This window comes from Plantactinospora sp. B6F1, from assembly GCF_040120695.1.
Classification (GTDB): Bacteria; Actinomycetota; Actinomycetes; order Mycobacteriales; family Micromonosporaceae; genus Plantactinospora.
This window is the reverse complement of sequence record NZ_JBEEAC010000009.1, coordinates 1-12667: the sequence shown is the minus strand read 5'-3', so window position 1 is coordinate 12667 and position 12667 is coordinate 1. Positions and strand designations below refer to the sequence as shown.

Genomic DNA, 12667 nt, shown 5'->3' with positions numbered 1-12667 from the left:
CGTCGTTGTCGCCGCGCCCGTCGTTGTCGCCCCGCCCGATCAGTCGTCGATCGCCTGGTAGACGGTGGTCCAGATGTCGTTCCACATCGGCAGCGTCTGGTTTCCCATGTGCGCCCGCTGCATCAGGACGATCGCCGTGAGCTGCTCGGCGGGATCGTTGTACCAGGCGGTGCCGTAGAAGCCGGGCCATCCGTAGCTGCCGACCGAGGGGCCGAGCCGGGTGCGGCGGGTGTGCACCGACATGCCGAAACCCCAGCCCATGTGGTCGAAGTACCCGGGCCAGAACCCGGAGACGGCCCGCTGTGCCGGGGTCAGGTGGTCGCTGGTCATCAAGGTCACCGACGGCCGCGACAGGACCCGCTCGCCGTGGTGGGTGCCGCCGGCGAGCAGGGTCGAGGCGAAGGCGAGGTAGTCGTCGGCGGTTGAGACGAGACCGCCACCACCTGATTCGAACACCCGTGGCCGGCTCCACCGCCCGTCCGGGCCGTCGTCGACCGCCGGCCTGCCGGAGGCGGCATCGTCACGCTCGTACGCCGTGGCCAGCCGGCCGATGCTCGCGTCGCTCACCGTGAAGGCGGTGTCCTTCATCCCGAGTGGATCGCAGATGCGCTCGCGCAGGGCGTCCCCGAACGACCTGCCCGTGGCCCGGGCGATGAGCACGGACGTCACGTTGGCGGCGACGTCGTACATCCAGCGCTCACCCGGCTGGTGGACGAGCGGGAGCGCGCCGAGCCGGCGGATCCATTCGTCGGGCGGCTGCGCACCGAGGGTGTCCAGCGCGTCGGCGATCGGGACGGTTCCCGGCTCGGCGGGAACCACGCCGGTGCCGAGGGTGTAGGTCAGCAGATCCCGCACCATGATCGGACGTTCCGCCGGAACGGCGGCGTCCAGTGGCCCGTCGGGATCGGCGAGCACGGTCATGTTCGCCAGCTCCGGGAGGAGATCGTCGACCGGGTCATCCAGGCGCAGGGTGCAGTCCTCGACGAGCGTCATCGCACACGCGGCGACGATCGGCTTGGTCATCGAGCCCAGGCGGCAGATCGTGTCGGTTGCCATCGGCGTCTGGGACCCGGCACCCTCGAACGCGAGAGTGCCGGTCGCTTCGATGTGCACCTCGCCGTGGCGGGCGAGGACGACCAGTACACCTGGGACGAAGCCCGACTCGACGTGCCGCTCGAGCAACTCGCGTAGCCGGACCAGCCGTGTCGTTGAGAAGCCACCAGCGGCCATCTTTCTCCTCCCGGGCCGGCACCCGGCGGCCTGGTGATGCGAATCTGCAACTACTCACGGCCGACACTAGGGTAAGCAATGGTAGATTGCAATCACTATGCAGGAGCCGCGGACGAACACCGGGACACGGTCCGGATGTCCCATCAACCAGGCGCTGGAAATACTCGGCGACCCTTGGGCGATGCTCGTACTGCGCGACATCATGTTCGGCAACCGCCGCCACTTCCGTGAACTCCTCGCCGGCAGCGAGGAGGGCATCGCCACCAACATCCTGAGCAGCCGTCTGCGACGGCTCACCGAGGCCGGGCTGCTCACCCGGCAGAGCGCCCGGCGCGGCCAGCGGGTCGCCTACTCACTCACCGAAGCGGGCATCCAGGTGCTGCCGATCATGGTGGCGCTCGGGTCCTGGGGCCTGGCCCACCGCGACGGCGAACGACGCCTGCGCGTCCGTGCGGAGGTGCTCCGCGACGGTGGCCCCCAACTTCTCGACCAGTTCATGGAGGAGCTACGCCACCTCCATCTCGGCATCCCGGGGCCGGGTCCGCAGGCTCCCCGGGCCAGCGACAAGCTTCGTGCGGCGTACGAGGCCGCGATGGGCGACACGGTTGATTCCGGTGCAACCGTTGATCCCGGTGCTACCGCGATCCAGAGCCGCGTCTGAGGTCGGCTCCGCCGGCCCGGAACCTATGATCGTCATTCGTCGGTCTTTCAAGGATTCCGCGATGGAGCGCTCGATGGGGAGGGCACGTGAGAGCGTGGGGCGAGGTGTGGCGGTACTGGCCGTGGTCGACGGCATGGCTGTCGGGGGGCAGCGTCGCGGGCATCCTTCTGGTCCTCTGGCTCACCGACGCCAACCGGACCGCCGGTGGCCTGATCGCGGCGCTGATGAACGGCGTCACTCTCTTCTTCCTTGTCGGCGGTGTCTTCGCAGCTCTTGCCGCGGCGGGCCAGGGCTCGTACCTGGCGCGGCACCCGTGGCGGTTCGCGCTGGTGCCCGCCGGGGTGGCCCTGCTGATCCTCGCGGCGATGCGGCTGTCGGCTCTGGCCCTGAACCTCTCCGGGCCGTGGCGGACCGTTCCGGACAGCCTGCTCGACGTCACCGCCCGCGCCGTGGTCGTCCAACTGATCATCGGAATCGTCGCCGTCCGGCTCGGCCGGAAGGATCGGTGACGAGAGTGCTGTCCGGAGCACCCCGGCACGGGTAGCTGGCAGCCCGTGCGGGTTCCGTCCCGTTCTGGGCAACTCGCCGCACCTGCCCTGGCCGATGAGATGGTCCTCGACCGCGCCGGCCGTGTTGACTACATCCGATCAGGCCGTCTGGGCTGCTGGTGGTGACACGGGGGCTGCGGAGTGCGCGCCCCAGCAGAGGCCGTTCCTCTGGCTGGGGCTCGCATCGCCCGGGCTACGGGCAGCCGATGAAGCCGATCGACGAAGCCTCGTCGTTCCAACCGGTGGTGGTGAAGTTCCCGTAGGTGCCCGGGGGCATGCTGTTGTCGGGGTTGCCGCCGTTTATGCCCCAGGAGACGCAGTAGGTCCTGTTTGTATTGTTGTGCCAGGAGCTGGCCTCATCGTTGAAGTCACCGAGGGTTTTGCATTTCCAACCTGGTTCACACGGAAGTTGTGTGAAGTTGCTGTGGTAAGCACCAGCCGCCCACATGTACCCGCCTGTTTTCTGATCGACGTCCACAAACAGGCACACGTACCCAGCCGGGCAAATCGGGGCCGCCGCGTCCAGGACCAGTGGCGATGCGGTGGGCGTGGTCCTGTCGTCGCCCGCGCTGGCGTGACTGGTGCCGGTCGTCGACAGCATCGACGCCAGAACAGCAGCCACCAACATCAAGGCTCTTACTTTCCTCATGCTTGTGCCTCTCCCGTATTTGTCAGGTCCACCAACTCGTGGCCTAGACCTGTCGGATGTGCTCGGTTCGGACACTCTCGTCAGCGCTGTTGGCGCGGTTGAGTCGGCCAGAATCCGGCCTCCCTTCGTGTTGGCCCGCGATAACGCGAGCGAATCAAGCCAGTCGTCAGCCCGCGGTAACGGCCACGATTTGGGCCCGGTGGCGGACGGAACGTTACGCTCGGCTGGTTTCATATCGACTTCAAGCGGCAGACACAGTCCCCACCCCGCCGCGCTCGGGCATCGGTAGGTCCAGTCAACGGACGCTCGCCCGACCCCAGGGGACGCACGGCCGCGGTCCCGCCGTGCACGAGATCCGCGAATTCGTCCGCGACGCACGGGCTCAGTTCGAGGCGTTCATCTCCGCCGTCGAATGGCTCGTCGACTATCCCCTGCGGCATGTCGAATCCTCGAAGTGGGACAGTTTCACCGGCACTACAACGATCGACTACCGCGAGCTGATGGGCGCCCACAACGTCGTCGCGGTCAAAACCGAGGCGACGCAGGGCCACATGGAGGCCGGCAGCACGCGAGTCGTGCTCGGTGGCTCACGCAGCGACGATTTCGTCCTTCAACTTGGCGAGATCGAGCGCACTCAACTCGGATGCGGAAGCTGAGCGGCCTGCGTACCGGGTGCGTCCTCACGTACGGTGAACCCCCGCACCGGTCGCCCGAGTTCACCGTCGGCACGGCGGCCGACCGCTGGAGATGGCGTCCGTCGACTTGATCGACACCATTCCTCGCCCTGTCGAGCTAACTCCCGTCAGCCGTGCCTGATCGGTCGGGACCGTCCGGTGTCAGCTTTTCGACAGTGCTGCTCCGCCCCGACGGTCGCAGTGGAGAGTCGGTCGAGACACTGATCAACAAGTGTCTGAGCAGGTGCTTTTCATTCCTTCGGTAAGGAGTGGGCGGCCCGAGACGACTTAGATGTGGGTCGTTCGTGGGTCTTCGGCTCCGATCGACGGCCCTTATCCTGGCCTGTTCGCCGACGGCTACGGAGCGAGTGGGACTCATGGATCCTCGGTACACACGCAAACTGGCGGAGCAGTCCGCCAACTTCGGCTTCCTGGAGGCGCACCCACTGCTGCTCTGGTACGGCGCCAGTGCCGAATCACTGATCTATGTGGACGCCCAGGCGGCGATGTTCAAGACCCGCACCTTCGGCGACGTACTGGCCCGGGAACTGGTGCGGCGTACCGGGGCGCAGCCGGTGAGCGGGAGCTTCTATCACCAGGTGCAGGCGCTGAACGCCAGTGGGGCGCTGGTGCCGCACATCTTCGCCGCCTTCAACCGCCTCCGGAACGTCGGCAACAAGGCGGTGCACGATCACCTGGACGAGCTGCGCAGCGCCCTGGAACTGCTGCGTACCAGCTTCGACCTCGGCGTGTGGTTCCACCGCGCCCTGACCGGAGACCGTACCCCGATCGGTTTCGTGCCGCCGAGCCCGCCTCCGCAGCAGGTGCCGCAGTCCGTGGTGGATGGCCTGCACGCCGAGCTGCGCCGCTACCAGGAGGAACTCGCGCAGACGAAACTGCTGCTCGCCGGCAAGAAGTCCCTGGCGGTCGCGAAGGCGGACGCGGTCGCGGCGGCGGACCGGGCGGTGCGGGAGTCGGACGCGCGCCGGGAGACGACGGTCGACCTGGTGGCCACCCTCGAAGCTCAGGCCGAGTACGCGCAGCGCGAGTTCGACAGCCGCAAGCCGGTCAAGGTCTCGGCGGCCAAGCGGGAGGAGTTCATCTCCCGGGCCCGCCGGGCGTCCCGGGAGCCGCTCAACGAGTTGCAGACCCGGGCGGAGATCGACCGCCAGCTGTCGGCGGCCGGCTGGGTCGTCCAGCACGAGAACCAGCTCAACCTCTTCGCCGGGCCGGGCGTGGCCGTCCGCGAGGTCACCCTCGCCACCGGTCGGGCCGACTATCTGCTGTACGTCGACCAGAAGCTCGTCGGCGTCATCGAGGCGAAGCGGGAGGGCACCGCACCGCGGGGCGCGGAGGCACAGCTCGACCGCTACCGGGGCGGGTTGACCGCCGAGCAGCGGATGCGGGCATGGCGGCGGGACGAGCCGCTGCCCTTCGGCTACCTGGCCACCGGCACCGAGACGGCCTTCGTGAACGGGTTGGACCCGTCTCCGCGTACCCGGGAGGTTTTTGCCTTCCACCGGCCCGAGACGTTGGCGCGGTGGATGCGGGAGGCCGAGGACGACCCGGCGACGCCGACGCTGCGGGCCCGGCTGCGCCGGATGCCGGCGCTCGACGGCGACGGACTGCGGCCCGCCCAGCTCGACGCGATCCGGGCCCTGGAGCGGTCGCTGTCGGAGGACCGCGCCCGGTCGCTGATCCAGATGGCGACCGGCGCGGGCAAGACCTTCACCGCCGTGACCAGCAGCTTCCGGCTGTTCAAGCACGCGCGGGCCCATCGGGTCCTGTTCCTGGTCGATCGCAACAACCTCGGCAAGCAGACTCTCCGGGAGTACGCGGCCTACCAGACGCCCGGGGACGGGCGGAAGTTCACCGAGCTGTACAACGTCGACCGGCTCTCCGGGGCGGGGATGCTCGGCTCGTCCAAGGTCGTCATCTCCACCATCCAACGCCTCTACGGGGCGCTGAGCGGGCGCGAGCTGCCCGACGTCGACTCCGACGACCAGGCGTACGACGACTACGACCTGGACGAGCCGGCCGAGGTGGGCTACAACCCGGAGATCCCGCCGGAGACGTTCGACCTGATCGTGGTGGACGAATGCCACCGCTCGATCTACGGCAAGTGGCGGGCGGTGCTCGAATACTTCGACGCGTTCATGGTCGGGCTGACCGCCACCCCGGTGAAGCAGACCATGGGCTTCTTCCAGCAGAACCTCGTCTCGGAATACACCTACGAGCAGGCGGTCGCCGACGGCGTCAACGTCGACTTCGACGTGTACCGGATCAAGACGCACATCACCGAGGCCGGCGAGCGGATCGACGCCGGCACGGTGGTGCCGATGCGGGACCGGCGGACCCGGGCCGAGCGCTACCAGGAACTGGAGGACGATTTCGCGTACGAGGGCGGCCAGGTCGGGCGGTCGGTCATCTCCCGGGGACAGCTCCGGCTGGTGCTGGAGACCTTCCGGGAGCGGCTCTTCACCGAGATCTTCCCCGGGCGGTCGAAGGTGCCGAAGACGCTGATTTTCGCGCGGGACGACAACCACGCCGAGGAGGTGGTGAAGATGGTCCGGGAGGTCTTCGCCAGGGGCAACGACTTCGCGCAGAAGATCACCTACGCCTCCCGGCGGGAGGGGAACAACCCCGACGACCTGATCCAGGCGTTCCGGAACAGCCCGGAGCTGAGGATCGCGGTCACCGTCGACATGATCGCAACCGGCACCGACGTACGCCCGCTGGAGTGTGTCTTCTTCCTCCGTCGGGTGCGCAGCGCCACGTACTTCGAGCAGATGAAGGGGCGGGGCGCCCGGACCATCGACCCCGCCGAGTTCCAGGCGGTCACCGAAGACGCCGAGGTGAAGGAGCGGTTCGTCATCGTCGACGCGGTCGGGGTGACGGATGCCGACCTGGACGAGGCCGTACCGCTGGAGCGGCACACCGAGCGGCAGGTGTCGCTGAGCCAACTGCTCGGCAAGGCCGGCCGGCTCAGCGCCACCCCGAACGAGGTCGCTACGCTCGCGTCCCGGCTGTCGCGGCTCAACCAGCAGCTCAGTGAGGACGAGAAGCGCGAACTGGACGAGCTGGCCGGTCAGCCGATGACCGAGATCGTGCGCGGCCTGGTCGACGCCGTGGCACCGGAACAGTTGAACTCGGCCCGCGAGGCCGGCCCGGAGGCGGTACGCGGACTGATGGCGACCGCGCTGCGCCCACTGGCCGCCAAGCCGGAGCTGCGAGAGCGGATCATGGAGATCCGGCGGGCGCACGACATCGTCATCGACGAGGGCAACGTAGACACGCTGCTGGAGGCTCGCGGCGTACCGGTGGAGGAGCGGGCCCAGGTGACCGTGCGAAGCTGGCACGACTACATCGAGCAGCACCGGGACGAGATCACCGCGTTGCAGCTTTTCTACGAGGGGGAGGGGCGGGTCGGCTTCGACCAGCTCAAGGAGTTGGCGGCCCGGATCGCCCGGCCCCCGCAGGCGTGGACGCCCGACTCGCTCTGGCAGGCGTACGTGCTGCTGGGGAGGACGGCGGATGCGCCGGGGCACCGGGGTGTCACCGACCTGATCTCGTTGGTCAGGTATGAGTTGGGGATCGACCAGGAGTTGAAGCCGTACCGGTCGCTGGTCGAGGAGCGCTTCCGAGGGTGGCTGCACCAGCAGAAGCAGGGCGGGGCTACGTTCACAGCCGACCAGGTGTGGTGGCTGGAAAGGATCAAGGACGTGATAGCGGTCAGCGTGGAACTCACCCCCGACGACCTGGACGGCGCCCCCTTCACCGAACGCGGCGGCGTCGACGGCTTCGTCAACGCCTTCGGCCCCCGCGCCGCCCCCCTGATCACCGAACTCAACCAGGAGCTGTCGGCGTGAACGATCTACCTTCTGGCTGGGTCTGGGCAACTCTGGACGAGCTGCAAGCCTCCGAGCCTCGCGCGATCACAGACGGTCCGTTCGGTTCGAATCTAACTTCGGCGCACTATACAGATGAAGGCGCACGAGTCATAAGGCTTCAGAATATCGGCGATGGTCAGTTTGTTAACGAGAGAGCGTATATAAGCCTTGATCACTACGAGAAGCTGCGCGTACATAACGTGCGCCAGGGTGATCTTCTTGTCGCATCTTTAGGGCAAGAGTTGCCGAGAGTGTGTTTGGCGCCGACGCTCGACGGGCCAGCGATAGTGAAAGCCGATTGTATTCGGGTCCGGTTGCATTCAGGGGTGGTGGCGAAGTGGGTTGTCTACGCCATGATGGCGCCGACGACTCGGCGATATGCTGCCAACCGCATTCGCGGCGTCGGCAGGCCCCGCCTTGGGTTGGGCGAAATCCGTAAGGTTCCCATCCCGGTTCCGCCACTCGCCGAGCAGCGCCGCATCGTAGCCACTCTCGAAGATCACCTCTCGGTTGTTGATTCGGGGATTGCGCAGCTATCTGCGCTTACCGGACGCATAAACCGCTTTCGTGATCAGGTTATGCTCGCTGCAAGTACCGGTCAGCTCAGCCTGGGGCCCGATCGCGTAACAGCGTCCCGTCCCGCCCCAGCCGGCGTTGATGACGGTGAGCTGCCGCCTATTCCCGAAGCATGGAAATGGATGCGCCTGCGGGAGATCGCTGACGTTGTGGGCGGAGTTACGAAGGACAACAAACGGCAATCTGATCCGAGTTTCGTCGAGGTCCCGTATCTCCGGGTTGCGAACGTACAACGGGCCTATCTGGACCTTACCGAAGTAGCGCATATTCGGGTCTCGCCGCAGAAGGCTGAGCAGTTGCGGCTTCGGCAAGGGGACGTGCTCCTCAATGAGGGCGGCGATCGGGACAAGCTTGGGCGAGGGTGGATCTGGGAGAATCAGGTGCCCGGCTGCATCCACCAGAACCATGTATTCCGCGCCCGGATCTCCGGGGGTGTCCTTCATCCCAAACTGCTAGCGTGGCACGCGAACGGCTTCGGGCGACGATGGTTCGAGGTTAACGGGCTCCAGAGCGTTAACCTAGCCTCGATTAGCTTGCGCAAAATGAAAGAGTTCCCTGTCCCTGTCCCGCCGTTGGTCGAGCAGTCCTACCTGGTCGAGTTGGCAGAAAAATACCTGTCGTTGTTGGACGGGATGGAAAAGGCTATCGAGTCCGCCCGTCTCAAGGCTGACGGGCTACGCACTGCTCTACTGGCGACAGCATTCGCCGGGCGCCTCGTGCCGCAGGACCCGAACGACGAGCCTGCGTCGGAGTTGTTGGCGCGGATCAGGGCCGAGCGGGCGGCCGTACCACCTAAGCAGCGGGCGGCGCGCGGGCGCCGTACGCAGAAAGACAAGCCGGCGCCGCCGACCAGGGTGATCGGCCGCGACTACCAGCAGGGAGAGCTGCCGCTGTGAGCAATGTGGATCCGCGCCGGCTGGTGCAGAAGCTCTGGAACTACTGCGACGTGCTGCGCGACGACGGGGTGTCTACAATCGACTACGTCGAGCAGTTGACGTTCCTGCTGTTCCTGAAGATGGCCGACGAGCGGGCCAAGCGGGAGATCAAGCCGGAGCAGATCGTCCCGGACGAGCTGAGCTGGCAGACCCTGCTGGACACCGACGGCGACGACCTGGAGGTGCAGTACCGGAAGATCCTGACCGGGCTGGCGCACGAGCCCGGCACCCTCGGCACCATCTTCCGCAAGGCGCAGAACAAGATCCAGGATCCGGCGAAGCTGAAGCGGCTGATCGTGGACCTGATCGACAAGGAGAAGTGGTCGCAGGCGGGCGTCGACGTCAAGGGCGACGCCTACGAGGAACTGCTGGCCAAGGGTGCCGAGGACACCAAGTCCGGTGCCGGGCAGTACTTCACGCCGCGCGCCCTGACCGCTGCGATGGTCGACTGCATGTTGCCGACCCCGGACGACACGATCACCGACCCGGCCTGCGGCACCGGCGGCTTCCTGCTCGCCGCGTACGAGCACATCCAGCGCCACCACGGCGCCGCGCTCACGCCCGACCAGCGGCGCCGGCTCGCCCACGGCGCGATCCACGGCACCGAGCTGGTCGACGGCACCGCTCGGCTGGCCGCGATGAACATGCTGCTGCACGGCATCGGCACCCCCAACGGGCCGTCGCTGATCGAGGTGCGGGACGCCCTCGGCAAGAAGCCGGAGCGGCGGGCCAGCCTGGTGCTGGCCAACCCGCCGTTCGGGCGCAGCTCCTCGATCCGGATGGTCGGCGAGGACGGCCGGGCGACCCGCGAGGAGCGGGAGATCGAACGCGACGACTTCTGGGCGACCACCGCCAACAAGCAACTCAACTTCGTCCAGCACATCGCATCCCTGCTGGAGATCGACGGCCGGGCCGCCGTCGTGCTGCCGGACAACGTGCTCTTCGAGGGGGGCGCGGGCGAGGTGATCCGGCGCCGGCTGCTCAAGCAGTACGACCTGCACACCCTGCTCCGGCTCCCCACCGGGATCTTCTATGCCGGCGGGGTCAAGGCCAACGTGCTCTTCTTCGAGCGCAAGCGCGCCCGCGAGGAGCCGTGGACGACCAAGCTCTGGGTGTACGACTTCCGGACCAACCAGCACTTCACGCTGAAGCAGAACCCGCTGCGCCGGGAACACCTCCAGGACTTCGTCGACTGCTACCTACCCGGCAAGGACCGCGCCGAGCGGGTCGCGAACGAGCGGTTCCGAGCCTTCGGGTACGACGAGCTGATCGCCCGCGACAAGGTCAACCTCGACATCACCTGGCTCAAGGACGCCTCGCTGGAGGACGCCGACGCACTGCTGCCGCCCGAGGTGATCGCCCAGGAAATCGTGGAGGACCTGGAGGCGGCTCTGCGCGAGTTCACTGCCATCGCCGAGGCGTTGTCGTCGCGTACGACGACGACCACAGTCGACGAGCCTGCGCAGGAGGGCTCGGCATAGGCGCGGGTGCCGGAGGACGCCGGGCGGCAGGACACCCGATGCGAATATGCGTCAAGGCCCGAGACTTCCCGACGCTACGGCGAGCCGTACGGCTCTTACGGGAGGTGCAGCCCGAAGCTGGTTATACTGCGCAACCGCCCGGGTCGCGGAAGATCCGGCGGCAGAGCGGTCCGCCGTGCTCGGCGCCGCCCGCCACGCAGAGTTTCCGGCTGAAGTTTTCGCCGAACGAGCTTGTCGAGAGTACGGGTTCGATGAACGGGGGATGCGGCGGCACAGCTGCGAGGTAGGAATCGCTGTCTATGACCCGGTGACCGCGCCGGAGAGGAGTCAGATGCAGATGTGGCGTCTCCTGGCAGGTGCCGCGATGAGCGTGGCCGTGGGTCTCGTCGGCGTCGCCTTGGCTACCAACTTCCGTGGCGTGACAGAGTGGCACGTGCGGCAGTCGATGGCGACCGCGAGCGTGTTGCGTCGGGTGCCACCGTGGCGCTGGTCATTAGGTGTCCCGTACGAGAAGCGTCTAGCGCGTTTCATCCTGCTGGAACGGCTGATTGGCGGGGTCCTCGCTGCGGTCGGCGTCGTGACCCTTGTTGGTGTCGGTTATGGCATCCTAGCCGGTCAGCCGGTGCGGATGGTGAAGTAGGCAGCTCGACCCGACTGCCGCTAGGTTGTCGAACAGCGCAGCTAACGCTTCAGATCCGCGATCCTGGAAGTCGTCCGGTAACGGCTCTAGCTCCGGCGGCGCGCACGGACGGCGGCATGTGGCGTGGACCTGATCAAGCGCTCCGGCAGCGAGGCAGCGTACATCGGTGGTATGTGCGGAAACTGGCTAGCGTGTGGAACGCGGGCTCGGCGAAGCTGGGGTGTGATCGTCATCCAGCGGGTTCGTGTGCGGTGGACGGCTGCGGCACGCGGTGCGCCGGCCGCGAATGCCCGTCGCGGCCTCGACCAGGCGATGGCCCTGCCCCGGCCAATGCCGGAGACCGACGTGGTCATCCACGAGGTCCTGGCTGACGAGGCGGTCAACTACGAACGCTATGACCTGGTACTGGCCGGAGGTGTTGAGCAGGCTCGCAATGTCGGTCTTTGGCTGGGCCGTGACGAGGCGTCGGTGACCGTCGATCGGCTACCCGGTTCGGCGGCCTATCCGCGCCCGTTTGCGTCAACTCGCCTGTTCGCGCTGACTCCAGGGCAGGTTGGCCGCTACCGGGCCAACTTCCGGTTCACCGGCTGCGCCTGCGACCCGAGCTGGTACTACGAGGATTGGCTGGTGCACGTCAGCCACGGCCAGGTGACCCACGACCGCTTCGTGCGCGGCCAGCCGAACCGCGATGCCGACCACCGCGTACACCTCTACGGCGGCACCGGGCGCCGCTCAGGCCCCCATCCCTGAGCTGAGGCATCCGGCGATTCGCATTCACCGGGTGGACGAGACGCCCGGTCCGGCGGCAGCCGCCTACACGCGGCGCCGACCGTACTGGGCCCACACGCACGATCGGCGGCATGTAGCGAGTTGCCGCACTCGCCGATCGCCCGGATGCTGTTGCGGGCCTTGTTGAGCTGCTGATACAGCTTGGTGAAGTGTCAACGGTCTTAGGTTTTCTGAACCTACGGTGATCGTATTGGACCGCCTTTCGTGGCCCAGATCTCCCAGCGCGCGCAGGTCATCGCCGGCCTGGACGAGGCTGGGCAGGATCTCGGCGTGGCACGCAGCGCGGTGGTGTCGTGCTCGCGGCCGGGGTTGACGCAGAACCCCAGTATGAGGGACACCCTCATACTGGGGTTCTGCGTCTTCTCGTTGCATCACAACGGATCCGGCGTGTCGCCGCACCCACCGACGGTCGACCATACAGCGCAACCCATCGTTACGCGGAATGGCTAGTACGGCAGCCGCCAATTGCTACAGAGGTTGAAAGGCTGACGTCCCTCGACGTGTCCGCGTGATCCGCGTCGATGGTTTGGGTAGGTCGGGGTGATGAGGTATCCGGCTGGTGGTGGCATGAACGCGGCAGCCCGGGTCCGGCGT

Annotated in this window: 10 protein-coding genes; 8 read left to right on the top strand and 2 right to left on the bottom strand. The window is 67.1% G+C overall.

Annotated features, from left to right (window positions below; genetic code table 11):
• Positions 1–39 precede the first annotated feature (39 nt).
• Positions 40–1230 carry a serine hydrolase gene (locus ABNF97_RS14285; RefSeq protein WP_130465237.1) on the bottom strand — a complete coding sequence of 397 codons (1191 nt, stop codon included), beginning with the start codon at positions 1228–1230 and terminating at the stop codon, positions 40–42.
• 97 nt (positions 1231–1327) lie between these two features.
• Here ABNF97_RS14285 and ABNF97_RS14280 point away from each other — a divergent pair, with 97 nt between their 5' ends.
• On the top strand, positions 1328–1891 hold the full coding sequence (locus ABNF97_RS14280) for a winged helix-turn-helix transcriptional regulator (protein WP_349338816.1): 564 nt from the start codon (positions 1328–1330) through the stop codon (positions 1889–1891).
• An 86-nt stretch (positions 1892–1977) separates the two neighbouring features.
• The gene (locus ABNF97_RS14275; RefSeq protein WP_130465235.1) at positions 1978–2400 is read left to right on the top strand and encodes a hypothetical protein; all 423 of its coding nucleotides are present in this window, start codon (positions 1978–1980) and stop codon (positions 2398–2400) included.
• 232 nt (positions 2401–2632) lie between these two features.
• Here ABNF97_RS14275 and ABNF97_RS14270 read toward each other — a convergent pair whose 3' ends face one another.
• A complete protein-coding gene (locus tag ABNF97_RS14270) occupies positions 2633–3061 on the bottom strand; it encodes a peptidase inhibitor family I36 protein (protein ID WP_165436882.1) in 429 nt (142 codons plus the stop codon).
• Positions 3062–3432: 371 nt separating this feature from the next.
• On the opposite strand from ABNF97_RS14270, the gene ABNF97_RS14265 reads away from it, so the two are divergent.
• The 6 genes from ABNF97_RS14265 to ABNF97_RS14240 all read left to right on the top strand — a co-directional run bounded on the left by ABNF97_RS14265 (position 3433) and on the right by ABNF97_RS14240 (position 12034).
• A complete protein-coding gene (locus ABNF97_RS14265) occupies positions 3433–3744 on the top strand; it encodes a hypothetical protein (protein WP_130465233.1) in 312 nt (103 codons plus the stop codon).
• Positions 3745–4139: 395 nt separating this feature from the next.
• A complete protein-coding gene (locus ABNF97_RS14260; RefSeq protein ID WP_349338815.1) occupies positions 4140–7631 on the top strand; it encodes a DEAD/DEAH box helicase family protein in 3492 nt (1163 codons plus the stop codon).
• Positions 7628–9124, top strand: a complete 1497-nt coding sequence (locus ABNF97_RS14255; protein ID WP_349338814.1) for a restriction endonuclease subunit S — start codon at positions 7628–7630, stop codon at positions 9122–9124. Before ABNF97_RS14260 ends, ABNF97_RS14255 begins: the two co-directional genes overlap by 4 nt.
• Positions 9121–10644, top strand: a complete 1524-nt coding sequence (locus tag ABNF97_RS14250; protein ID WP_349338813.1) for a type I restriction-modification system subunit M — start codon at positions 9121–9123, stop codon at positions 10642–10644. Before ABNF97_RS14255 ends, ABNF97_RS14250 begins: the two co-directional genes overlap by 4 nt.
• Before the next feature lie 364 nt (positions 10645–11008).
• On the top strand, positions 11009–11284 hold the full coding sequence (locus ABNF97_RS14245) for a hypothetical protein (RefSeq protein ID WP_130465229.1): 276 nt from the start codon (positions 11009–11011) through the stop codon (positions 11282–11284).
• Between the two features lie 222 nt (positions 11285–11506).
• Entirely contained in the window at positions 11507–12034 is a 528-nt protein-coding gene (locus ABNF97_RS14240; protein ID WP_349338812.1) for a hypothetical protein, read from the top strand.
• The last annotated feature ends 633 nt before the right edge of the window (positions 12035–12667 follow it).